This is a genomic window from Microbacterium oleivorans, from assembly GCF_001691565.1.
GTDB classification, from domain to species: Bacteria; Actinomycetota; Actinomycetes; order Actinomycetales; family Microbacteriaceae; genus Microbacterium; species Microbacterium oleivorans_B.
The window spans coordinates 58,746-81,269 of record NZ_MAYO01000003.1 but is presented as its reverse complement, the minus strand read 5'-3'; the positions used below and the strand labels follow the sequence as shown (position 1 = coordinate 81,269).

Here is a 22,524-nt window from a genome sequence, read left to right as displayed (position 1 = left end):
GCTACGACACGACGTCGGGCGGGGCGTTCTCGCGTGTCAGGCCGCCGCGTCTTTCAGGCCGCGCCCTCGTCGACCGGCAGCGGGAAGATCTGGTCGAGCAGCGTGCTCGTCCAGGCGATGAGGTCCGCATCCGCCAGCGCCGCTCCCCCGGCCGTCGGCAGCGGAACGACCATGGCCTCGCCGCCCGAGACGACCTTGGACTTCGGGTGCAGGCGCTGCAGGCGCACGCGGATCGAGTCCGCGAGGTGAGCGGGCGCGATCCGGAGGTTCGGTCCCATCGCGACGACGTCGGACAGCCCCGACCGAGCCGCGCGACGGCGCAGTCGAGCGATCGCGATCAGTCCGTCGACCTCCGGCGGCGGCGTGCCGTAGCGGTCGCGGAGCTCCTCGAGCACGAGGTCGATCGCGTCGGCTGCGGCGGTGACGGATGCCGCCGCCGAAAGCTTCTGGTACGCCTCGAGCCGCAGCCGCTCGCTGTCGATGTACGACTCGGGGATCCGCGCTTGGACCGGCAGCTCGAGCCGCAGCTCGGTGGGACCTTCGGTGTCCTCGCCGCGGAAGGTCGCAACCGCCTCGCCGATCATGCGGAGGTACAGATCGAAGCCGACACCGGCGATGTGGCCGGCCTGTTCGGCCCCGAGCAGGTTCCCCGCGCCGCGGATCTCGAGGTCCTTCAGGGCGACCTGCATGCCGGACCCGAGGTCGTTGTTGACGGCGATCGTCTCGAGACGGTCGGCGGCGGTCTCGCTCAGCGGCTTGTTCTCGTCGTACAGGAAGTAGGCGTACGCGCGTTCGCGGGCACGTCCGACGCGGCCGCGCAGCTGGTGCAGCTGCGAGAGACCGTACTTGTCGGCGCGGTCGATGATCATCGTGTTCGCGTTGGCGATGTCGAGGCCGGTCTCGATGATCGTCGTCGAGACGAGGACGTCCGCCCGGCGCTCCCAGAAGTCGTCGACGACCTGTTCGAGGGCGTGCTCGCCCATCTGCCCGTGAGCGACGGCGATGCGCGCCTCGGGGACGAGCTCCGCGAGGTGGGCGGCGACCCGCTGGATCGAGGACACGCGGTTGTGCACGAAGAACACCTGTCCTTCGCGCAGCAGTTCGCGGCGGATCGCCGCGGCGATCTGCTTGTCGCTGCGAGGCCCCACGTAGGTGAGGATCGGATGCCGTTCCTCGGGCGGCGTCGCGAGCGTCGACATCTCACGGATGCCGGTGACCGCCATCTCGAGCGTGCGCGGGATCGGCGTCGCGCTCATCGCGAGGATGTCGACGTTGGTCTTCAGCTTCTTCAGCGCATCCTTGTGCTCGACGCCGAAGCGCTGCTCCTCGTCGATGATCATGAGGCCGAGGTCCTTGAACACGACCTTCTCGGTGAGGATGCGGTGCGTGCCGATGACCATGTCGATCGTGCCGTCGGCGAGCCCGGCGAGGGTGTCGTTGGCCTCCTTGGCGGTCTGGAACCGCGACAGCGGACGGACCTTGACGGGGAAGCCGGCGAACCGCTCGGAGAACGTCTCGAGGTGCTGTTTGGCGAGCAGCGTGGTCGGGACGAGCATCGCGACCTGCTTGCCCTCCTGGATCGCTTTGAAGGCAGCACGGACGGCGACCTCGGTCTTGCCGAAGCCGACGTCGCCGGAGAGCAGACGGTCCATCGGGATCGGCTTCTCCATGTCGGCCTTGATCTCGTCGATCGTCTGAAGCTGATCGGGCGTCTCGGCGAACGGGAACGCCTCTTCGAGTTCGCGCTGCCAGGGCGTGTCGGGACCGAAGGCGTACCCCTTCGACGACATGCGCGCCGAGTACAGCTTGACGAGCTCCACCGCGATGTCTCGGACGGCCTTGCGGGCCTTCCCCTTGGCGGCGGCCCAGTCCGACCCGCCCATCTTCGAGAGCTGCGGCGCCTCGCCGCCGACGTACCGCGAGAGGAGATCGAGCTGGTCGGTGGGGACGTAGAGCTTGTCGCCGGGGTGGCCGCGCTTGGACGGTGCGTACTCGAGGACGAGGTACTCGCGCTTGCTCTTGACGGCGTTCCGCCCGCCCGACGACACCTCGCGCTGGACGAGTTCGACGAACCTGCCGATGCCGTGAGTGGAGTGGACGACGTGGTCGCCGGGCGTCAGCTGCAGCGGGTCGACGACGTTCCGCCGGCGCGAGGCGAGCTTCTTCACGACGCGGTTGTCACCGCCGATCGTACGGCCGTAGAAGTCGCTCTCGGTGAACACGGCGAGCTTCGCATCGGCGAAGAGGAACCCCGCCTCGAGGGTCGCGACGGTCGAGACGGCGACACCGGGCTCGGGCACGTCGGTCAGCGTGTCGGCGGTACGGGCGGCGAGCCCCCGCTCGGACAGGACGTCGCGCGAGCGATCGACGAGCCCCGAGCCCGAGGCCGCGACGACGACCCGCCAGCCCGCGCCGAGGAGGTTGCCGATGTGCTCGCTCGCTCCCTCGACGTTGCCCTGGAAGGAGGGCACCGCGGTCGCCGGGATGCGGACCGCGGCATCCGCCCGGTCGACGAGCCCTTCTTCGGCCGCGTCCGCCGCGCCCGAGTCGAACGTGCTGAGGCTCCACCACACGCCGCCGCGGGCGGATGCCGCCTCGCGCAACTCGGGCAGGGTCAGGAAGTCCCCCGCGCCGAGGTCGACGGGGCTGTCGGCGCCCGCCGTCGCGGCGCTCCACGCCGCCTCGAGGAACTCGCGGTTCGTCTCGGAGAGGGTCATCGCGCGAGTGACGGCGCGTTCGGGGTCGACGACCGCGACGGCGGCGCCCTCGGGGAGGTAGTCGACGAGCGGCAGGACGGCGTCGGCGACGGCCGGGAGGAGCGACTCCATGCCCTCGACCGGGATGCCCTCGCTCATCTTCTCGAGCATGGTGCCGAGCCCCGGCATCCGATCCCGAAGGCCCGCGGCACGCTCGCGCACGGCGTCGGTGAGGAGGAGTTCGCGACTCGGGAGCAGGCTCACGTCGCGCACGTCACCGGGCAGCGAGCGCTGGTCGGCGACCGAGAACGCACGGATCTGGTCGATCTCGTCGCCGAAGAAGTCGACGCGGTACGGGTGGTCGGCGACCGGCGGGAAGACGTCGAGGATGCCGCCGCGCACCGCGAACTCGCCGCGGCGCGAGACCATGTCGACCCGGTGGTAGGCGAGGTCGACGAGGCGGTGGACGATGTCGTCGAGCTCCTGCCCGCGCGAACCGAGCTCGAGCCGGACGACGCCGGCATCCGTCAGTCCCGCCGCGATCGGCTGCAGCGCGCCGCGGACGGATGCCGTGACCACGAGGGGCGTGCGGCCGTCCCAGTCCGCCGCTTCGCGGAGGACGCTCAGGCGGCGTCCGACGGTTTCGGCGCTGGGGCTGAGCCGCTCGTGCGGGAGAGTCTCCCACGCGGGCAGGTGCCGCACGGCGGCCTGTGGCAGAAGGCACTGCAGCGCGGCACCGATGCTCTCAGCGCGGCGCCCCGTGGGTGCGACGAGGAGCAGCACGGGAGGCCGGCCCGACGCCACGCGACGGTCGAGGAGGGCGGCGAGGAGCGGGGCGTCGAGGCCCGTCACCGCCGAGAAGTCGACGTCCGAGGCGGCGCCGTCGAGGGCCTCCCGGAAGCTGTCAGCCTGTTCGAGGGCGCGCACGATCCCGGGAATTGTCACCGGGGAAGTCTACGCGGCGCATCCGACATCGGATCCGCCCGAGCCGCTGAAGGTCAGGCGCGCGGGGCGTGGTGACGCTGCTGCGCCGCGAGGAGCCCCTCCTCGACGAGCTGCTCCACGGCATCCGCCGCATCGCCGATCATGATCGGGAGCGTCTGCCGCTCCGCAGAGCCGAACGGGTCGAGCACCCAATCGGCGGGATCCTGTCGTCCCGACGGGCGACCGATACCGACCCGGACGCGCGGGAAGTCGGGCGTGCCGAGCGCCTTCGCAACGTCGCGGACGCCGTTGTGGCCGCCGTGACCGCCGCCCACCTTGAGCTTCAGCGAGTCGAACGGGATGTCGAGCTCGTCGTGCACGATCACCACCCGCCCGGGCGGCACGGAGTAGAACGCCGCGAGCGCCGACACGGGCCCCCCCGACACGTTCATGAACGAATTCGGCGTGGCGAGCACCAGCTTGGGGCCTCCCGGTCGCAGCCACGTCTCGGCGACCCGCGCGTTCGCCTTGTGCGACCGCAGCGTCTCGGACCGCCTGCGGGCGAGCTCGTCGATCACCATCTGCCCCACGTTGTGGCGGGTCGCCTCGTAGCGGGGCCCCGGGTTCCCGAGTCCCACGATCAGCCAGGTGTCGGCCATGAACGGTCCTTTCGACGACGAAGCCCGTCGCGGCGGCAGCGGCGACGGGCTTCGATCGGAGCGGTCTTACTCGGCGGATTCCTCGGCAGGCGCGTCGTCGGACTCGGCGGCCTCGGCGCCCTCCTCGGACTCCTCGGCATCGTCCTCGACGGGAGCCGGCGGAAGCGCGACACCGACGATGAGCGTCTCGGGGTCGGTGACGAGCGCGGCGCCGCGGGGCAGCGTGAGCTCGGCGGCGGTGATGTGCGTGCCGTCTTCGAGGCCCTCGACCGAGACCTCGACGTTCTGCGGGATGTGGGTGGCTTCGACCTCGAGGGTGACCGTGGTGTTCTCGAGGGTCGCCATGGTGCCGGGGAACGGCTCACCGGTGACGGAGACGGGGACGTCGACCTGGATCTTCTCGCCCTTCTTCACGACGAGGAGGTCGATGTGCTCGATGATCTGGTGCACGGGATCCTTCTGGACGTCCTTCACCAGGGTGAGCTGCTGCGTGCCGTCGATCTCGAGCTCGAGCAGCGCGTTGGCGCGGCGGATGAGCAGCGAGACCTGGTGGCCGGGCAGAGCGACGTGCACAGGGTCCGTGCCGTGGCCGTAGATGACGGCGGGGATCTTGCCGGCCGCGCGCAGACGGCGGGCGAAGCCCTTGCCGAACTGCTCGCGCAGCTCGGCGATGACCTTGGTGTCGGTCTCAGTCGACATGAGTGTTCTCCTTGCGGGCCTTCGCGGCCCAGTCAATCGGGGCCGGTACGGCCTCGTCTGTCATCGGGGCCGATACGGCCTCGACGTGGTCTGTGGTTCGACTCGAACGCATGCGCGTGAGGAAAGCCGCGAAGCCTGCTCACCGCGTCGATCACGGATGCGGTGCATCCCTCGCCGAAGTTCGGACCGAGTCTATCAGCGCGATGGATACGATGGAACGTCAGTCCCGCCACGCCCGAAAGACGGAGGAACCCCATGGACTACGGATGGATGTCGCACGCACTGCTCTGGTTCGTCGGAGCTCTGAGCGCCGCGACCGCCGTCTGCGTCGTCGGTGCCTTCCTCTCGCTCGGGCGCAGCTACAAGGACTGACACCGTCACATCAGACCGTCCTCTCCGGGCCAGCCGATACAGTGACCGGGGAGGGCACCGCCGGTTCCGGCATCCCACCCCCTCGCTCACACCTCACGCAGACCTGGAGCTACGCATGTCGTCGTCCCCCTCTTCCACCGGACATTCCAACGACCAGGACCAGGCTCCGCACGAAGCCACGCAGCAGCACGAGGGAGCCCCGCAGCCCGAAGAGGTGGACCGTCCCACCCACCCCGAATCCGCGTCCACCGGCGCCGAATCCGGGTCCGCCAACATCGGCGTCGTGGGCCTGGCGGTCATGGGGTCGAACCTCGCCCGCAACCTCGCCTCGCGTAAGGGCAACACGGTCGCCGTCTTCAACCGGTCGCGCTCGAAGACCGACGAGCTGATCGAGGCGCACCCCGAGGCGGAGTTCGTGCCCGCCTTCACTTACGAGGAGTTCGCGGCGTCGCTGCAGAAGCCGCGCACCGCGATCATCATGGTCAAGGCCGGCAAGCCGACCGATGCCGTCATCGACGAGCTCATGCGCGTGTTCGAGCCCGGCGACATCATCATCGACGGCGGCAACAGCCTGTTCACCGACACGATCCGCCGCGAGAAGGCGGTCTCCGAAGCCGGGTACAACTTCGTCGGCATGGGCGTCTCGGGCGGCGAGGAGGGCGCGCTGAACGGCCCGTCCCTCATGCCCGGCGGCCCCGACGAGGCATGGGTCACGCTCGGCCCGATCCTGAAGTCCATCGCCGCGGTCGCCGAGGGCGAGCCCTGCGTCACGCACATCGGCCACGACGGCGCCGGACACTTCGTGAAGATGGTGCACAACGGCATCGAGTACGCCGACATGCAGCTCATCGCCGAGGCCTACGACCTCATCCGCCGCGGCACCGGCAAGACCCCCGCTGAGATCGCGGACGTCTTCGAGGAATGGAACCGCGGCGAGCTCGAGTCCTACCTGATCGAGATCACCGCCGAGGTCCTCCGCCAGACGGATGCCACCACGGGCAAGCCCCTCGTGGACGTCATCGTCGACCAGGCGGGAGCCAAGGGCACCGGCGCATGGACGGTGCAGACAGCGCTCGACCTCGGCGTTCCCGTCTCCGGCATCGCCGAGGCCACCTTCGCCCGCTCCCTCTCCAGCCACCGTGAGCAGCGCGACGTCTCCGGCTCGCTGCCGGGCCCGTCCTCCGAGGACTTCACCGTTCCCGACGCCGAGGCGTTCATCGAGCAGGTCCGCCTCGCGCTCTACGCGTCGAAGATCGTCGCCTACAGCCAGGGCTTCGACGAGATCCGCGCCGGCGCCGCTCAGTACGACTGGAACATCGACCTCGGCGCGGTCAGCAAGATCTGGCGCGGCGGGTGCATCATCCGGGCCCAGTTCCTCAACCGCATCGCCGACGCCTACGACGAGCAGTCCGACCTCCCCGTTCTGCTGACGGCGCCCTACTTCGTCGAGGCCCTCGGCCGCACGCAGGATGCCTGGCGTGAGATCGTCCGCGTGTCGGCGGCCGCCGGCATCCCGGCCCCCGCCTTCAGCTCCTCGCTGGCCTACTACGACGGACTCCGCGCCGACCGCCTCCCGGCGGCCCTCATCCAGGGGCAACGAGACTTCTTCGGCGCCCACACCTACAAGCGCATCGACAAGGACGGCACGTTCCACACGCTGTGGTCCGGCGACCGCAGCGAGATCGAGGCCGAGGACACCCACTGAGTCGCACCGACACGGGCCTGCGCGTCCACCGCGTCGCCGCGCGTATCGTCCTTGCGATCCTCACCGCGCTCTACGCGTGGATGGTGGGGTGGATGACGCTGCGCGCGGCGCCGTACGGCTCGGACATCGGCTCGGCCCTGAACCGGCTGCTGGCTTGGTTCGCCGAACGGCCATCTACGGCGTGGATCACGTTCGACCGCGTCGAGTTCGGCGCGAACGTCGCGATGTTCGTGCCCCTCGGGGTCATCGCGGTCCTGTGGTTCGGCGTGCGTGGCTGGTGGACGGCGCCGATCCTGGGCGCTCTCGCGAGCGCGGCGATCGAGGTTCTCCAGGCGATCTTCATCGACACCCGCGTTGCCGACGTGCGCGACGTCGTCGCGAACACACTCGGTTCGCTCGTCGGCATGTGTCTCATGCTCCTTCTCGCCTTCCTGCTCTCCCCGCCGGATCCGCCGCGTCAGGTGCGATCCCAAGCGTGAGCGAAGGTTGGGCATAGCACGCTCATAGGAAGGTCATGAGAATAGGAATCATGACGATGCCTGCCCCCCTCCTCCAGCGCCCCGACGGCTCCCCCCTGCGCGTCCTCGTCGTCGACGACGAGCAGATGCTGACCGATCTGCTCTCCATGGCGCTCCGCATGGAGGGCTGGGAGGTCCGCACAGCGGGGTCGGGCTTCGATGCTCTGAACGTGGCGCGTGAGTTCGCGCCCGACGCCATGGTGCTCGACATCATGATGCCCGACCTCGACGGTATGGCGGTCCTGCAGCGGCTGCGCCAGGCCGGGGACGACGTACCGGTTCTCTTCCTCACCGCGAAGGACTCCGTCAGCGACCGGGTCGCGGGTCTCACCGCCGGCGGCGACGACTACGTCACGAAGCCGTTCAGTCTGGAGGAAGTCGTCGCGCGCCTGCGCGGGCTCATGCGCCGAGCCGGGGCATCGACGGACACGGCCGACCCGATCCTCCGCGTCGGAGACCTCACGCTGAACGAGGACTCGCACGAGGTCTTCCGCGGCGACGACGAGATCGAGCTGACCGCGACGGAGTTCGAGCTGCTCCGCTACCTCATGCGCAACCAGCGTCGTGTCCTGTCGAAGGCGCAGATCCTGGACCGCGTGTGGAACTACGACTTCGGCGGCCGTTCCAGCGTCGTCGAGCTGTACATCTCCTACCTCCGCAAGAAGATCGACGCGGGTAAGGACCCTCTCATCCACACCGTCCGCGGCGTCGGCTACATGATCAAAGCGAGCCAGTGATCTCGAGCCCCCGCCGCCGGCGGCACCGCTGGAGTCTGCAAGCGCGGCTGATCACCGCCGCCGTCTCCTTCGTGTCCGTCATCCTCATCACCGTCGGTCTCGGAACGGGAACGGTGCTGGAGTCGATCCTCCGAGAGAACCTGGACGCCAAGGTCACCCGGGCGCAGGACTCGATCGTCGTCGATCTCAACAGTCGGGCGGATGAGCTCCTCAGCCGCGGACGCCAGGAACGTGGCACGCTCCTCCTGGTCAACAACCTCGCGGGCCTCACCGCGGCGTACGTGGACGACGACGGCGATGTCCGGTCGCTCGATATCGGCCGGATCGAGGCCGGACCGTCCGATCCGGACGGCTGGGCCGACGCCACCATCGCACGGCTCGGCGACTACCGCGTCCACGCGATGCCCGGACCGTACTCGAGCGTCACCGGCTCGACGGTCACAGGCCTCCCCACGTCGGAGGTCACGAGTGTCAGCGCGCGGATCGTGACGACCGTGGCGCTCCTGACCACGGGTGGACTCCTCCTGCTCGCGGCGATCCTCGCACTCCTCATCCGGCGCGCGCTGGCGCCGCTGCGTTCGGTGGCGGCCACGGCGTCGCGCGTGGCGGCGATGCCACTGGCGGAAGCCGTGACCATCACCGAGCGCGTGCCCGAGGAGGACACGGATCCGAACACGGAGGTCGGCCAGGTCGGTCACGCGCTCAACACGCTGCTCGATCACGTCGAGACCTCCCTCGCCGCCAGGCAGCGCAACGAAGACCGGATGCGGTCCTTCGTCGCCGATGCGAGCCACGAGCTCCGGACCCCGCTGGCGTCCATCCGCGGCTATTCGGAGCTGTCGCTGCGCGGCATCCGTCAGGCGGAAGCCACGGGCACGGCCGCGCCCGGTGTGATCGCCGACACCACCCGCGAGTCCCTCGAGCGCATTCAGGCGCAATCGCTGCGGATGACGGCCCTCGTAGAGGACTTGCTGCTGCTCGCGCGTCTGGACGAGGGCACGGAGCTCGTCTACAGCGCCGTCGACCTGACGCGCCTGGCGGTCGAGGCCGTCTCCGACGCACGCGTCGCGGGAACAGACCACGATTGGGTGCTGGAGGTCTCCGGCGACCCGGTCATCGTCGCGGGCGATTCGGGCCGCATCCACCAAGTGGCGGCGAACCTCCTCGCCAACGCGCGCGTCCATACGCCCGCCGGCACTCGGGTGACCACGACGGTCGAGATCCAGGGAAGCGAAGCGGTCCTCCGCATCCACGACGACGGCCCGGGCATCGACCCCGCGATCGCCGGCGACCTGTTCGAACGGTTCAGCCGTGCCGACTCGTCCCGTGCCCGTCAGACCGGCGGCACCGGACTGGGACTGTCGATCGCGAAGGCGATCGTCACCGGCCACGGCGGCCGGATCGTCGTGGATTCGGAGCCCGGCTCGACCACCTTCGAGGTGCGCCTGCCCGCCCGCCCCGACTCCCCCGCCGGCGTCACCACCCCGTAACGCGACCGAGGTCCCGATCCGGCAGGGATACGCCGATGCGTCCCCGGCCCGATCGGGACCTAGATGCGCGAATGACGATCAGTAACCGCTGAACGCGTCCGTCGTGATGGACTTCGCTCGGTTCAGCGCGGGCGTCAACGTGGCGATGAGCGCCGGCGGACCGGACACGAAGGCGTGTCGCCGGTGGATGTCGGGAACATGGCGCAGGAGGCTTTCGGCATCGAGCCGATTCCCACCGCCCCACGTCCAGCCCTCGGGCAGGTCCGTCGGCTCGTCACGGGTGACGACGATGACCGGGATGCCGGCGGCTTCGAGGTCGTCGCGGAAGGCGAGTTCCTCGCTCGCCGATGCCACGTAGACGAAGACGACGTCGCGCCGCTCCTGCGTCATCCGCAGGTGACGAAGATGCGAGACGAAAGGCGTGACGCCGATACCGGCGGCGACCATGAGGACGGGCGCATCCGTCTTCCGCGGGAGCACGAAATCACCCCAGATCCCGGTGATCGCCAGTTCGTCGCCCGGCTTCACCGTCGCGATCGCCTTCTTGTAGCTGGACTGCGAGCCCTCTCGCATCGCGATCCGGACGAGCGGCAGCTCCGCCGGCGAGGAGAGGATGCTGAACTCGCGTCGGGTGCCTCGTGAGTCGGGTCGCGCGTGCGGTACCTCGAGTTCGAGGTACTGGCCCGGGGTGAACCGCACCGGCCGCTCCGCGCGGAAGCTGTACTCCCGCACGCTCGGCGTCACCGCGGTCCGCTCGACGATCGTGAGACGGACGGCGCTCCGTAGCGCGAAGACGAACGCGATGAGGTTGCCGATGAGAAGAGCGCGTTCCTGCCCGAGGGTGATGTCGCCGACCGCGAGCGGCCAGCCTGCCAGGACGCCGACCACGGCCGCGACCGTGAACTGCTGCCACCGCCGCGGCGGAAGCGTCAGTGGCTCCGAGAGCATGAACGCACCGAGGAAGAGGAAGGGCGACGACAGGAGAAGGCTCGAGAGCGTCATGCCGGGGTCGAGTGCGAAGCCCGCCGCCTGCGCCTGCACCACCGTGCGCACCAGACCCACGGCGACCGCGACGACGAGGAAGAGCCCCACGACGCGCACCTTCTCGGTGCGGATGAGGACGGCGAGCCCCAGGAGCACCACGGGTACGGCCATCGCAGGAGAGCCGATCCACCACGCCGAGAACCCGAGGTCCGGCGCCCAGATGCTGATGATCGTGAGGGCGCTCGCGCCCACCGCCGCGGGGTTGAAGATGTGACGCCCCTGCCAGGCGAGGAGGTACTTCGACGCAGATGCGATAGCCCCCGCGAGAGCGAGGCCGAGAAGCGCCATCGGTTCGATTCCCGGTCGGAGGACGAACACCAGGATGAGCGCCGTGATGAGCGCCGATTCGATGCGCCAGGGCCTGCGGACGATGCGCTGGGCGACGGCATCCACCACCAGGATGGACGCGGCGAGGACAGCGAACGAGACCGCGAGTTCGAGCGCCGAGACCGATACGGCCCCGGTGAAGGAGAGCACCACCGCGATGACGGCGAGAGCCGACAGCGCCAGCAGGACCAGACGGTACATGGACAGCCGACCGAGCGCGCCGATGAGGCGCGTCCAGGCGGCACTGAGGGACGAGATCACGAGAACAACTCCGCTTCGCATCGGGGGGACCATTCGACGGAGCCGTCGGTGCCCATCCGCACCCATTCGGCTCCCCACTCGGCGGCCAGTCGAGGACCGCCGTCGAAGAACAACGCGGTTGCGACGGCGTCGGCCGTCATCGCGTCGGGGGCTGCGGCCCACGTGGCCGCGTATCGGCGCACCGGCTGACCGGTGCGAGCATCGAGCACGTGATGGAGCCCGTCACCCCAGGCCCGGCGGTTGATCGCCGAGGCGCAGAGCGCGGCATCCGTCACCGACCAGACCCCGATCGCGCGCGAGGCGTCGTACGGGTGCTCGAGCGCGACGCGTTGGGTCGCCCCGCGAACCGCGATGTCGCCGCCCGCGTCGACGACCGCAGGGCCGTCGGGGACGAGATCGAGCACGAGGTCTGCGAGACGCCCCTTGCCGAGCGCGCCGACGTCGAGGAGCGCGGGCTCGGACAGCGAGAGGGCGTCCGGAGACCAGGTGATCAATTCCCGCCAGTTCCGAGGCGCCGACACGGGGCCGCGGTCGACCAGGGAGTAGTCGGCGTCGTACCCGCGGCGGGCGAGGGCCTCGCCGACGAGAGGGTTCACCGCACCGGCGGTGGCGGTGTCGAGGGCGTCATAGGCATCGAGCATGGCGACGGCGTCGGCGGGGGCCGGGACCGCGCCTCCCTCCCCGCCCAGCCGGCTCACGAGCGAATCCGCGCGGAAGCGGGACCACTCCGAGTCGAACCGCGCGATGGCGCCCGTGATCTGCTCACGGACGCCATCGTCGAGGGGGGAGGCGGCTTCGATCCGCCACACCGTTCCGATCGCCTCGAACGTCCACGAGTGGACGAGGGGGGCGACCGAGGTCATGAGGAGGCTTCGGTCCGGATCTCCTTGACAGCGGCGTTGAACCCACCGCTGGTGAGGGAGGAACCGCCGACCTTGTCGACCGACAGGTCGTCGAGCTTCTTCCCGACGACCTCGTCCTTGATCCCGCCGATGAAGTCGGCCTGGTACTGCCGGGTCTCCCGCGCCTGGGGGTCCCCGGTCACCTCGACGTCTGTCACCGCGCTGTCCTTCAGCGTCAGGGTGACGGTGATCTTCTCGACCGTCTCGGGGGTTTGGTAGCTGCCGTCGGCCGTGTAGGTGCCGTCCTTGTAGCTGCCCGTCGACGAGCCGCTTCCGGCATCGGCCGATGCCGGCGGATTCTGCGACGACGTTCCCGCGTCGGTCGAGCCCGACGTCGTCTGGCCGGCGCAGCCGGCGAGCAGAGCGAGCCCTGCGACGGACGCAGCGGCAGCGCCGACGCGGATCGGCCGGGGTACGGCGGTGGTGCGGATCATGAGAGGTCCTCCTTGTGTCGTGCCCGCCCGGTCTGGAGCGCGGGGCGTTGACTCCAAGAAAAGCCAGTCCGCACATGTCGATGCTTGCAGAAGCCTATGCATCGGCTGAAGACGGCCTGACCAGCGCGATCCCGTCGGGTCAGGCCGCCCCGTCGAACATGCTCGTGACGGACCCGTCCTCGAAGACCTCGCGGATGGCTCGGGCGAGCAACGGCGCGATCGGCAGGATCGTGAGGCTCTCGAAACGCTTCTCGGGAGGCAGCGGCACCGTGTCCGTGACGACGACCTCGTCGATCGAGGCATCCTGCAGTCGCTCGACGGCCGGATCGCTGAAGATCGCGTGCGTCGCGGCGACGATGACCCGCTCGGCACCATTGGCCTTGAGCGCCTGCGCCGCCTTCACGATCGTGCCGCCGGTGTCGATCATGTCGTCGACGAGGAGGCAGACGCGTCCGTCGACCTGACCGACGATCTCGTTGACCGTGACCTGGTTCGCGACGTTCGGGTCTCGGCGCTTGTGGATGATCGCGAGAGGGGCGCCCAGGCTGTCGGACCACGTGTCGGCCACCCGCACGCGGCCGGTGTCAGGCGAGACGACCGTCAGCTTCGCACGGTCCTCGGCGGACAACGTGTTCTCGAAGTACTCGAGGAGCACGGGCTTGGCGAACAAATGGTCGACGGGGCCGTCGAAGAAGCCCTGGATCTGGGCCGCGTGGAGGTCGACGCTCATGACCCGGTCGGCGCCGGCGGTCTTGAAGAGGTCCGCAACGAGCCGGGCGCTGATCGGCTCGCGCCCCCTGCCCTTCTTGTCCTGCCGCGAGTAGGGGAAGTAGGGCGCGACGACGGTGATCCGCTTCGCGGATGCGCGCTTGGCGGCATCCAGCATGATGAGGGTCTCCATGAGCCACTCGTTGACCGGCGGGCCGAAGCTCTGGATGAGGAAGAAATCGCATCCCCGGATCGAGACCTCGAAACGGGTGAGGATCTCCCCCGAGGCGAAGGTGCGGTGCTCGGTAGGCACCAGCTGCGTACCGAGCGCTGCGGCGACCTCGGTCGACAGCTCCTCGTGCGAACGGCCCGACGCGACGACGAGACGCTTCTTGGTCTTGGCTACGAGGCCCGGCGCGATCCCGCGCTCAGTGTCCAGGTCAACCGTGTGCTGCTTCTTGCGACCCATCGCCAGCTTCCTGTGCGGACCGGGCGCGAGCGGCGGCTTCTGCCGCTCCCGTTCCCGGTCGATTTTTCTCGACCCACCCGACGGTGTTCCGCTGGGGGGCGATGCTGAGGGCGAGGGCGCCGGCCGGAACATCCTTGCGGACGACGGCTCCTGCACCCGTCTTCGCGCCTTCACCGATCCTAACGGGCGCGACGAAGACGTTGTGCGAGCCGGTGTGCACTTCGTCGGCGATCTCGGTCCGGTGCTTGGTGAGATCGTCGTAGTTCGCCGTGATCGCACCGGCACCCAGGTTGACGTTGCGGCCGATCGTGGTGTCGCCGATGTACGACAGGTGCGGGACCTTGCTCCCCTCCCCGATCGTGGAGTTCTTGATCTCGACGAACGTGCCCACCTTGCCTCTGTCGCCCACCTCGGCGCCTGCGCGCAGATAGGCGAACGGGCCGACGGTCGCGCCCGCGCCGATGACGGCGAGCGTCGCATCGGTGCGAGTGACCGTGGCGCCTTCGCCGACTTCGCAGTCCACGAGGCTCGTGTCGGGTCCGACCGTCGCACCGGCGGAGATCGTCGTCGACCGCAGGATGTGAGTGCCCGGCAGCACGGTGACATCCGGCGCGAGGGTCGCCGTCACGTCGATCCAGGTGGTGGCCGGGTCGACGACGGTGACGCCCTCGAGCTGCCAGCGGCGGACCGTGCGCGCGTTCAGGAGCCGTCCGACCTCGGATAGTTGCACGCGGTCGTTCACGCCGTACGTGACGGTGACGTCCTTGGCGATGGATGCCGCGACCCGCCCCTCGGACTGCCGCAGCAGCGCGACGATGTCGGTGAGGTACTTCTCGCGCTGCGCGTTGTCGGTGCCTACGCGCGGCAGGTGCTCACGCAGGGCGGAGGCTGCGAAGACGTACATGCCCGCATTCACCTCGGAGACGGCGGCCTCCTCGGGTGAGGCATCCTTCTGCTCGACGATACGGGCGACGCTGCCGTCGCTCTCGCGGATGATGCGACCGTAGCCCGTCGGGTCGTCCAGCACAGCGGTCATGAGCGTCGCCTCGGCCCGCTCGGCACGGTGTCCGGCGACGAAAGCGCCGAGGGTCTCGACGTCGGCCAACGGACAGTCGCCGCTCAGCACCAGGATGTCGCCGTCGAAGCCGGGGAGCGCGTCGAGGGCGACCTCGACGGCGCGGCCGGTGCCGGGGATCTCGTCCTGATCGACCACGACGACCTCGGGAGAGACGCCGAGGACGGCGTCGGCCACCTGGTCGCGCTCATGGCGGACGACCACGACGACGTGCGACGGAGCGAGATCGCGCGCCGTGTCCAGCACGTGGCCGAGGAGCGGGCGTCCGCCGATGCGGTGCAGCACCTTCGGGAGGGACGACTTCATCCGCGTGCCCTGTCCTGCGGCGAGGATGACGACGGCCAGACGCGAATCGAGGTTGTTGGTCATGCTCCGCCGCCAGGACTCGAACCTAGACCTCACAGCTCCAAAGGCTGTCGTGCTGCCATTACACCACGGCGGACCGCAGCCGTCCGGGGTCCGGCGGCCGCCCGACAAGTCTGCCATGCGGGCGCCCCTCCCCTCGCTCTGCGATGATGAGGGCATGGCCCCCGAACACGACGAGGTCGACCGGATCGTGAGCGCCTGGATCGCGCAGCGGCCGGATCTCGACTTCTCCCCCCTCGAGGTGCTCTCCCGCGTCGACCGGCTGTCGCGGCATCTCGACCGCGCGCGCCGCGAAGCGTTCCACCGCAGCGACCTCGAGCCGTGGGAGTGGGACGTGCTCTCCGCCCTCCGGCGCGCCGGCGAGCCGTACACGCTGAGCCCGAAGCAGCTCCTGCAGCAGACCCTGGTCTCGAGCGGGACGATGACGAACCGCATCGACCGCCTGGTCGAGCGCGGTCTCGTCGTCCGCGCCGCCGATCCCGGTGATGGCCGGGGCGTCCTCGTGACCCTCATCGAGGAGGGGCGGAACCGTGTGGATGCCGCGATCACGCGGCTCGTGGACGCCGAAGCGGAACTGCTCGGCCAGCTCTCCCGCGCGGACCGCGAGCGTCTTGCGGGGCTCCTCCGCAAACTCAGCCTCGGCTTCGACGCCTGAGCACGCGATGGCGATGCGCGCTCCGCTCCCCGTCCGCGACGGTGTGGGCCCCACCCGGCTGCGGGTGCCTCGGACAGGTCCGTGGGAGACGGTCGCCGACTACGTGACGGAACGGTTCTCCCACATCGATCCCGAGATCCTCCTCAGCCGCTTCGACCGCGGCGAGGTCGTCGCCGTCGACGGAAGCGTCATCACCCGCCGGACGCCGCTCGGTGCCGAGGACTTCATCTGGTACTACCGCGAGCCTCCAGACGAGCCCGCCATTCCGTACGAGGTCATGGTGCGCCACGTCGACGACGACCTCCTCGTCGTCGACAAACCGCACTTCCTCCCGACCACCCCGGGCGGCGGCTTCCTGCAGAACTCCGCCCTCGTGCGGCTGCGGCGGGAGTTCGACAACCCCGACCTCACTCCGATCCACCGGCTCGACCGGGCGACGGCGGGTCTGGTCATGTTCTCCATCCGGCCCGCGACCCGAGGCGCCTACCAGAGCCTGTTCGCCGATCGCGCGGTGGAGAAGGTGTACGAAGCGGTCACGACGATTCCCGAGACGGGGATGCCGGAACTCCCCCGCGTCGTGCGTTCGCACCTCACGAGCACCCGCGGGAGCCTCCGCGCCGTCGCGCACGAAGACCGCGAGCCGAACGCCGAGACGCGCGTCGAGGCGATCCGCGTCGGAGCGACGACGGCGCACGTGCGCCTGTACCCGCGGACGGGTCGGATGCACCAACTGCGTGCGCACCTCGCGGGAATCGGCCTCGGAATCCTCGGTGACCGGTTCTACCCGGATCTCCTCGACGAGGCACCGGACGATCCCGCCCGGCCCCTCCAGCTGCTGGCCCGGGAGCTGCGCTTCGTCGACCCGCTGAGCGGGACGCCCCGGGAGTTCACGACCGGACTGACGCTCCGAGAAGCGCCGCGGGTCTGATCAGTCCAGCTGCTCGTTCAGCTCGAACCAGCGCTCCTCGGCCTCGGCGACCTCGGTCTCCATCGCGGTGATCTGCTGCATCTTCTCGCCGAGACCGACGTAGTCGCCCTGGTCATGGTCGGCGAGAGCTGTCCGGGCCTTCGCGATCTGGTCGGTGAGCTTCGTGATGCGGCGCTCGAGACTCGTGACCTCCTTCTCGGCCGTGCGGCGCTCAGCACCCGAGAGGGCGGATGCCGACGGTGCCGCGGCATCCGTCGTGACCGCGGTGGGGCTCGCCGCTCCGGTCGCCTGCGGCTGCGCGGCCCGCAGGCGCAGGTACTCCTCGATCCCGCCGGGGAGGTGCCGGAGCCGGCCGCCCAGCACCGCGTACTGCTGGTCGGTCACCCGCTCCATGAAGTAGCGGTCGTGGGACACGACGATGAGGGTGCCCGCCCAAGAGTCGAGGAGGTCCTCGATCGCGGCGAGCATGTCGGTGTCGAGGTCGTTCGTCGGCTCATCGAGGATGAGGACGTTCGGCTGGTCGAGGAGGATGAGCAGCAGCTGCAGGCGCCGCTTCTGACCGCCCGAGAGGTCCTTCACGGGGGTGGACAGCTGCGCCGAAGCGAAGCCCATCCGTTCGAGGAGCTGCCCGGGGGTGAGCTCCTGCGCCTTCGAGCCGGCGCCGAAGGTGTAGGTCGTCCGCAGGCGCGAGACGACGACGCGCACCGGCTCGTTCAGGTGCGGGTCGAGCTCGTCCATCCGCTGCGTGAGGGTCGCGACCTTCACGGTCTTGCCGTGCTTGACCCGTCCGCTCGTCGGCAGGACGGTGCCCGATACGAGGCCGAGGAGGGTCGACTTGCCGGCGCCGTTGACACCGAGGATGCCGGTGCGCTCCCCCGGCGCGATGCGCCACTCGACGTCGCGCAGGATCTCGCGGCCGTCGTACGCGACGCCCGCGTCCAGCAGGTCCACGACGTCCTTGCCGAGACGCGCCACGGCGAGGGACTGCAGCGAGACCCGGTCGCGGATCTCGGGGACGTCGGCGATGAGCTCGTTCGCCGCGTCGATCCGGAACTTCGGCTTGGTCGACCGCGCGGGGGCACCGCGCCGGAGCCACGCGAGCTCCTTGCGGGCGAGGTTCTGCCGGCGCGCCTCGATCGTGGCGGCCTGACGGTCGCGCTCGACCCGCTGGAGGATGTACGCCGCGTAGCCGCCGTCGAACGGCTCGACGATGCGGTCGTGGACCTCCCACGTCTTCGTGCACACCTCGTCGAGGAACCACCGGTCGTGGGTCACCACCATGAGAGCGCCGGAGGACGGCGACCAGCGGCGCTTGAGGTGCTCCGCCAGCCAGGCGATCCCCTCGACGTCGAGGTGGTTGGTGGGCTCGTCGAGGGCGAGGACGTCCCAGTCCCCCGTGAGCAGCTGCGCGAGCGCGACACGGCGGCGCTGGCCACCCGAGAGGGTGCCGATGGCGGCATCCCAGTCGAGGTCCGACAGGAGACCCGCGATGACGTCGCGCACGCGCGCGTCCCGCGCCCACTCGTGCTCGGGACCGTCGCCGACGACGGCGCGCCCCACCGTGAGGTCGTCGGGAAGGACGTCGCTCTGCTCGAGGACGCCGATCGTCACGCCGCCGCGGACGGTGACGCGACCGGAGTCGGGTTCGCGGCGGCCGGCGAGCATCGCCATGAGGCTCGACTTGCCGTCGCCGTTGCGACCGACGATGCCGATGCGGTCGCCCTCGTCGACGCCGAGCGAGACGCCATCGAAGACCACTTTGGTCGGGTATTCCAGGTGCAGGGCCTCAGCCCCGAGAAGATGTGCCATCGCCTCCAGGCTACGCGGCGCCGCCTGACCGATCGGCCCGTCGGGCCAGCCTGTTGTGCCACGCGATCGCGACGGCACCGCCGAGAGCGCCCACCAAGAGCATGACCGCCGGCCAGACACCCGACCGGCCTGCGAGGCTCAGCGCCGAGAACACGAAGACGGCGATGCCGACGACGCGCGTCACGATCGACCCCGGCGGCACGACGTCCGCATTCCGCAGCATCGGGATGCGGCGCCCCGCGTTGGCGCGCAGCGTCGACCACAGTGACCAGAGCAGCAGGACGCCGCCGACGAGTAGACCTGCCCAGGCGAGAGCGTCCACGGTCAGTACCAGAAGCTCAGCTGCGGGGTCGTCGTCGCGGAGAAGACTCGCGCGACGCGGTGCGGGTCATCGGCCTCGATGCGCCCCGCGCGGGCCAAGGTGACGGCCGAGACGCCGCCGAGGAGCATCGCCGAGAGCTCCTCCACTCCGAGACGCACGAGCGGCACGCCGAGCGGAACCTCGTCGACGATCTCGACACCGGGTGCCTCGCCCGCCGAGAGAACGAAGGTCCCGTCGGCGAGGCGCAGCGCGTCGGTCACCTCGAGCGCGATGACGTCCTCGACGTCGTAGCTGCGGGCGGCGAGCGTCGCCGGGACGTCGAGCACGCGCAGGTAGTGGTGGTCCCGGCTGGTGATGCGCGCCGCGCGCTTGTTGTCGATCATCCACCAGAGCGGCTCGTCGACGGACAGCTCGTTGGCCCGGACCGTGCCGACGAGGTCGAGGGACAGCAGGAAGCGCCAGAGCCCTGCGTAGGCGGCATCCGTCCCCGCGACCACGCGCGAGACCGTCGCCGTCGACGCGGCCCAGTCGTCGTCGTCCTCACTGATGCTGTAGATCGCGACGCCCTCGACGGCGCCCTCCGGCGAGCGGTATTGGACGACGCGCAGCTTGTCGGCCTTCTCGACATCGGAGCGCGTCCCGAAGGTGCGGTCCCAATGACCGCCCGGCATGGTGATCTCGCCGGGGGTGTCCCGTCGGATCCGCTCGTACAGGTCGGTCGCGGCATCCCGCCCCTGCTCCCGCGTGATGTAGTCGATGCGCCCCGGCGCGACCGGACCGATCCACCCGGTGCGGCGCGTGGCGATCTCCCACGACGTGGCGGCCACCGCGGGGGCGAAGCCGAATCGGCCATAGATGCCGGACTCGCTCACCGTGAGCCCCGCGAGAGGGAAGCCGAGGGACGCCGCGGTCCGGAGCTCCCCCTGCATGAGGGCGCTGAGGATGCCTCGGCGACGGTGCGTGGGCGCGACGGTGACCGCGCTGACGGCGCACATCGGGATCGCGGAACCGCCGGGCAGGGTGAGCTCGGTCCCCCACGAGGCGAAGGTCGCGACGGGGACGTCGGCCTGCACACCGCCCTCGTCGTACACGCCCACTTTGCGGCGGTAGCCGTTACGGGCGAAGGACTCGGTGTACTGGGCCTCGGTGGGTTCCCCGCCCAGGAAGCCGCGCGCGACGGCATCCTGCCACCGGTGCGTGCCCTCGCGGTCGTCGTCACCGACGCGAGCGGCCCGCAGGCCCCGAGCCGCCAAGGTCGAGGCGAGACGTTCGTCGAGCGCGGCCGAGTGGAACTGGTCAACGAGAGAGCTCATGCCCCCAGGCTATGCGGGGGCGGCGACACGATGCCAGGTCAGAGAAGCCGAGCGCCGCCGACGGGACCCGAGACCGCATGGGCCTGACGACCCGATGACGCGAGGCGTTCCGCGAGCTCCCGCGCGTGTTCCGCACCCTCGGCGAGGAAAGCCGTCGTCGGGCCGGACCCCGACACGATGCCGCCGAGCGCCCCGGCTGAGAGACCCTCGTCGATCAGCACCGCGAGATCAGGGCGGAGCTGCACGGCCGCGAGCTGGAGATCATTTCGGATGGCCTCGCCCAGGGCGGCGGAATCCCCCGATCGAAGCGCTCGCAGCACGGCGGGATCGACCGACGGCGTCGCGCGGTCAGGGGCGATGTCCGCCTCCGCGCGCAGGCGATCCAGGGTGCCGTACACCTCAGGGGTGGACAACCCGCCGCCGTCCGCGACGAGCACCCACGCGAAAGAACCGCGGCCGAGCGCCGGGGCGAGCTCGTCTCCGCGCCCCGTCCCCACCGCGGTCCCGCCCAGGAGGGCGAACGGGACGTCGGCACCGAGCTGGGCGCCCAAGGAATGCAGGTCGCTCGACCCCAGCCCACCGTCGATCAGCTCGTTGACGGCGACGAGCGCGGCGGCGGCGTCCGCCGATCCCCCGCCCATTCCGCCGGCGACGGGAACGCCCTTGTGGATCTCCAAGCGGATGCCGCCCTCCCATCCCACCGCGTCCGTGACCAGACGTGCTGCCCGGACCGCGAGGTTGGACTCATCGAGCGGGACGCCCGACACGTCGACGTCACCCGTGACGCTCAGCGAGGTGGTGACGTCGTGGGACGCCCACACGTCCTCGAAGAGCGAGACCGCCTGGTAGACCGACGCGACGTCGTGATAGCCGTCCTCCCCCGCGGGACCGACCTCGAAGAAGAGGTTGATCTTGCCCGGCGCGCGCACGTGGACGCGCCGGGGAGTATCGAGAGGCAGGCTCACGCGTTCGCCGAATCGGCCCACAGGTCGACGTCGATCGCTCCGGACAGCGCGTCGATGCGCGCGAGTTCGTCGTCGTCGAACGGAGCTCCGTCGACGGCGGCGAGATTCTGGTCGAGCTGCTCGGGGCGCGACGCGCCGATGAGAGCGGAGGTGACCACCTCGTCGCGCAGGACCCACTGGATGGCCATCTGCGCGAGGGTCTGGCCGCGCTCCTTCGCGATGTCGTTGAGCGAACGAAGAGTGTCGAGCGCCTTCTCGCTCAGCTGACCGTCGGGCAACGAGAAACGACTCTGGGCGCGCTCGGCGCGGCCGTCGCCGAGGTACTTGTCGGTGAGCAGGCCCTGCGCGAGCGGCGTGAACGCGATGGCGCCCATCCCTGCCGTCTTGAGCGAATCCGTCAGGCCGTCCTCGACCCAGCGGTTCAAGATCGAATAGGAGGGCTGGTGGATGATGAGCGGCGTGCCGAGGCTCTTCGCCACGGCGACCGCCTCTTCGGTGCGCTCCGCACTGTACGAGGAGATGCCGACGTACAGCGCCTTGCCCTGACGTACGAGCGTGTCGAGGGCGCCGATGGTCTCCTCGATCGGCGTCACGGGGTCGGCGCGGTGCGAGTAGAAGATGTCGACGTAGTCGACGCTCATACGTGTGAGCGACTGCTCGGCGCTCGCGATGAGGTACTTCCGCGAACCGTAGTTGCCGTAAGGGCCGGGCCACATGTCGTAACCCGCCTTCGACGACAGGATGATCTCGTCGCGGTAGGGCGCCAAATCCTCCCGCATCATTCGGCCGAAGTTGGTCTCGGCCGATCCGAACGGCGGGCCGTAGTTGTTGGCCAGGTCGAAGTGCGTGACACCACGGTCGAAGGCGTGCCGGAGCAGAGTACGCTGGTTGTCGAAGGGGATGTTGTCCCCGAAGTTCCACCAGAGTCCCAGTGAGATCGCCGGCAGATACAGGCCGCTCGAGCCGACCTGGCGGAAAGCCCCCGCATCGTAGCGGGAGGACGCCGCCTGATAGGGGCGGTGGGTGTCGCCATTGCGCGACGAGGGGAAACGGTCCGCGTAGTCGGTCATCACCCCAGGCTAGCGATGCCGGACACCCGAAACGTCGGCGAAACGACCGACATCTACTCTTGCCCGACCGAACACG

Annotated in this window: 19 protein-coding genes and 1 tRNA gene; 6 read left to right on the top strand and 14 right to left on the bottom strand. The window is 69.9% G+C overall.

The annotated features are described in order from the left end of the window. Positions 1-53: 53 nt before the first annotated feature. From mfd to BBA86_RS03050, 3 genes are all read right to left on the bottom strand, one after another. Positions 54-3,641, bottom strand: coding sequence for a transcription-repair coupling factor (gene mfd, locus BBA86_RS03060; protein ID WP_189318411.1), 3,588 nt, complete (start codon positions 3,639-3,641; stop codon positions 54-56). A 53-nt stretch (positions 3,642-3,694) separates the two neighbouring features. Next, positions 3,695-4,279 (bottom strand): aminoacyl-tRNA hydrolase, encoded by a 585-nt coding sequence (gene pth, locus BBA86_RS03055; protein WP_065570231.1) that lies wholly within the window; start codon positions 4,277-4,279, stop codon positions 3,695-3,697. 66 nt (positions 4,280-4,345) lie between these two features. Next, entirely contained in the window at positions 4,346-4,978 is a 633-nt protein-coding gene (locus BBA86_RS03050) for a 50S ribosomal protein L25/general stress protein Ctc (RefSeq protein WP_065570230.1), read from the bottom strand. Between the two features lie 487 nt (positions 4,979-5,465). Here BBA86_RS03050 and gndA point away from each other — a divergent pair, with 487 nt between their 5' ends. From gndA to BBA86_RS03030, 4 genes are all read left to right on the top strand, one after another. Continuing rightward, the gene (gene gndA / locus BBA86_RS03045; protein ID WP_065570229.1) at positions 5,466-7,055 is read left to right on the top strand and encodes an NADP-dependent phosphogluconate dehydrogenase; all 1,590 of its coding nucleotides are present in this window, start codon (positions 5,466-5,468) and stop codon (positions 7,053-7,055) included. 80 nt (positions 7,056-7,135) lie between these two features. Continuing rightward, positions 7,136-7,534 carry a VanZ family protein gene (locus tag BBA86_RS03040; protein WP_083199620.1) on the top strand — a complete coding sequence of 133 codons (399 nt, stop codon included), beginning with the start codon at positions 7,136-7,138 and terminating at the stop codon, positions 7,532-7,534. 50 nt (positions 7,535-7,584) lie between these two features. Then, a complete protein-coding gene (locus BBA86_RS03035; RefSeq protein WP_065570228.1) occupies positions 7,585-8,310 on the top strand; it encodes a response regulator transcription factor in 726 nt (241 codons plus the stop codon). Continuing rightward, positions 8,307-9,800, top strand: coding sequence for a sensor histidine kinase (locus BBA86_RS03030; RefSeq protein ID WP_065570227.1), 1,494 nt, complete (start codon positions 8,307-8,309; stop codon positions 9,798-9,800). The genes BBA86_RS03035 and BBA86_RS03030 overlap by 4 nt, the downstream gene beginning before the upstream one ends. Positions 9,801-9,878: 78 nt before the next feature. Here BBA86_RS03030 and BBA86_RS03025 read toward each other — a convergent pair whose 3' ends face one another. The 6 genes from BBA86_RS03025 to BBA86_RS03000 form a co-directional block, all read right to left on the bottom strand. Then, positions 9,879-11,432, bottom strand: coding sequence for an FAD-dependent oxidoreductase (locus BBA86_RS03025; RefSeq protein WP_065570226.1), 1,554 nt, complete (start codon positions 11,430-11,432; stop codon positions 9,879-9,881). Then, positions 11,429-12,295 carry an FAD:protein FMN transferase gene (locus BBA86_RS03020; protein WP_065570225.1) on the bottom strand — a complete coding sequence of 289 codons (867 nt, stop codon included), beginning with the start codon at positions 12,293-12,295 and terminating at the stop codon, positions 11,429-11,431. Before BBA86_RS03020 ends, BBA86_RS03025 begins: the two co-directional genes overlap by 4 nt. Continuing rightward, positions 12,292-12,768: an FMN-binding protein gene (locus tag BBA86_RS03015; protein WP_065570224.1), complete on the bottom strand. Its 477-nt coding sequence runs from the start codon at positions 12,766-12,768 to the stop codon at positions 12,292-12,294. Before BBA86_RS03015 ends, BBA86_RS03020 begins: the two co-directional genes overlap by 4 nt. 139 nt (positions 12,769-12,907) lie before the next feature. Continuing rightward, positions 12,908-13,945, bottom strand: a complete 1,038-nt coding sequence (locus BBA86_RS03010) for a ribose-phosphate diphosphokinase (RefSeq protein ID WP_065570223.1) — start codon at positions 13,943-13,945, stop codon at positions 12,908-12,910. Next, positions 13,917-15,389: a bifunctional UDP-N-acetylglucosamine diphosphorylase/glucosamine-1-phosphate N-acetyltransferase GlmU gene (glmU, locus tag BBA86_RS03005; protein ID WP_065570222.1), complete on the bottom strand. Its 1,473-nt coding sequence runs from the start codon at positions 15,387-15,389 to the stop codon at positions 13,917-13,919. Before glmU ends, BBA86_RS03010 begins: the two co-directional genes overlap by 29 nt. Before the next feature lies 1 nt (position 15,390). Continuing rightward, positions 15,391-15,462 (bottom strand) — tRNA-Gln (locus BBA86_RS03000). 81 nt (positions 15,463-15,543) lie between these two features. Between BBA86_RS03000 and BBA86_RS02995 the strand changes: the two genes are divergently transcribed. Continuing rightward, positions 15,544-16,041 carry a MarR family winged helix-turn-helix transcriptional regulator gene (locus BBA86_RS02995; RefSeq protein ID WP_065570221.1) on the top strand — a complete coding sequence of 166 codons (498 nt, stop codon included), beginning with the start codon at positions 15,544-15,546 and terminating at the stop codon, positions 16,039-16,041. Between the two features lie 7 nt (positions 16,042-16,048). Then, complete coding sequence (locus BBA86_RS02990) at positions 16,049-16,969, top strand: pseudouridine synthase (protein WP_189318410.1); 921 nt, start codon at positions 16,049-16,051, stop codon at positions 16,967-16,969. Here the strand turns inward: BBA86_RS02990 and BBA86_RS02985 are convergent, their stop codons facing one another. From BBA86_RS02985 to BBA86_RS02965, 5 genes are read right to left on the bottom strand one after another with little or no spacing between them, the layout of a single operon-like run. After that, positions 16,970-18,778, bottom strand: coding sequence for an ABC-F family ATP-binding cassette domain-containing protein (locus BBA86_RS02985; RefSeq protein WP_065570220.1), 1,809 nt, complete (start codon positions 18,776-18,778; stop codon positions 16,970-16,972). A gap of 10 nt (positions 18,779-18,788) precedes the next feature. After that, positions 18,789-19,100, bottom strand: coding sequence for a hypothetical protein (locus BBA86_RS02980; protein WP_065570219.1), 312 nt, complete (start codon positions 19,098-19,100; stop codon positions 18,789-18,791). Between the two features lie 2 nt (positions 19,101-19,102). Next, positions 19,103-20,413 carry a GNAT family N-acetyltransferase gene (locus BBA86_RS02975; RefSeq protein WP_065570218.1) on the bottom strand — a complete coding sequence of 437 codons (1,311 nt, stop codon included), beginning with the start codon at positions 20,411-20,413 and terminating at the stop codon, positions 19,103-19,105. A gap of 38 nt (positions 20,414-20,451) precedes the next feature. Beyond that, positions 20,452-21,378: a 4-(cytidine 5'-diphospho)-2-C-methyl-D-erythritol kinase gene (locus BBA86_RS02970; protein WP_083199618.1), complete on the bottom strand. Its 927-nt coding sequence runs from the start codon at positions 21,376-21,378 to the stop codon at positions 20,452-20,454. Beyond that, positions 21,375-22,448: an aldo/keto reductase gene (locus tag BBA86_RS02965; RefSeq protein WP_065570217.1), complete on the bottom strand. Its 1,074-nt coding sequence runs from the start codon at positions 22,446-22,448 to the stop codon at positions 21,375-21,377. Before BBA86_RS02965 ends, BBA86_RS02970 begins: the two co-directional genes overlap by 4 nt. Positions 22,449-22,524 lie beyond the last annotated feature (76 nt).

Excerpts from the sequence above, each read along its gene's own strand:
- BBA86_RS02965 (WP_065570217.1), bottom strand. The coding sequence starts at position 22,448 with ATGACCGACTACGCGGACCGTTTCCCCTCGTCGCGCAATGGCGACACC.
- BBA86_RS02985 (WP_065570220.1), bottom strand. The coding sequence starts at position 18,778 with ATGGCACATCTTCTCGGGGCTGAGGCCCTGCACCTGGAATACCCGACC.
- BBA86_RS03020 (WP_065570225.1), bottom strand. The coding sequence starts at position 12,295 with ATGACCTCGGTCGCCCCCCTCGTCCACTCGTGGACGTTCGAGGCGATC.
- BBA86_RS03015 (WP_065570224.1), bottom strand. The coding sequence starts at position 12,768 with ATGATCCGCACCACCGCCGTACCCCGGCCGATCCGCGTCGGCGCTGCC.
- BBA86_RS02990 (WP_189318410.1), top strand. The coding sequence starts at position 16,049 with ATGGCGATGCGCGCTCCGCTCCCCGTCCGCGACGGTGTGGGCCCCACC.
- BBA86_RS03035 (WP_065570228.1), top strand. The coding sequence starts at position 7,585 with ATGACGATGCCTGCCCCCCTCCTCCAGCGCCCCGACGGCTCCCCCCTG.
- BBA86_RS03040 (WP_083199620.1), top strand. The coding sequence starts at position 7,136 with ATGGTGGGGTGGATGACGCTGCGCGCGGCGCCGTACGGCTCGGACATC.
- BBA86_RS02995 (WP_065570221.1), top strand. The coding sequence starts at position 15,544 with ATGGCCCCCGAACACGACGAGGTCGACCGGATCGTGAGCGCCTGGATC.
- BBA86_RS02975 (WP_065570218.1), bottom strand. The coding sequence starts at position 20,413 with ATGAGCTCTCTCGTTGACCAGTTCCACTCGGCCGCGCTCGACGAACGT.
- BBA86_RS03010 (WP_065570223.1), bottom strand. The coding sequence starts at position 13,945 with ATGGGTCGCAAGAAGCAGCACACGGTTGACCTGGACACTGAGCGCGGG.
- BBA86_RS03050 (WP_065570230.1), bottom strand. The coding sequence starts at position 4,978 with ATGTCGACTGAGACCGACACCAAGGTCATCGCCGAGCTGCGCGAGCAG.
- pth (WP_065570231.1), bottom strand. The coding sequence starts at position 4,279 with ATGGCCGACACCTGGCTGATCGTGGGACTCGGGAACCCGGGGCCCCGC.
- gndA (WP_065570229.1), top strand. The coding sequence starts at position 5,466 with ATGTCGTCGTCCCCCTCTTCCACCGGACATTCCAACGACCAGGACCAG.
- glmU (WP_065570222.1), bottom strand. The coding sequence starts at position 15,389 with ATGACCAACAACCTCGATTCGCGTCTGGCCGTCGTCATCCTCGCCGCA.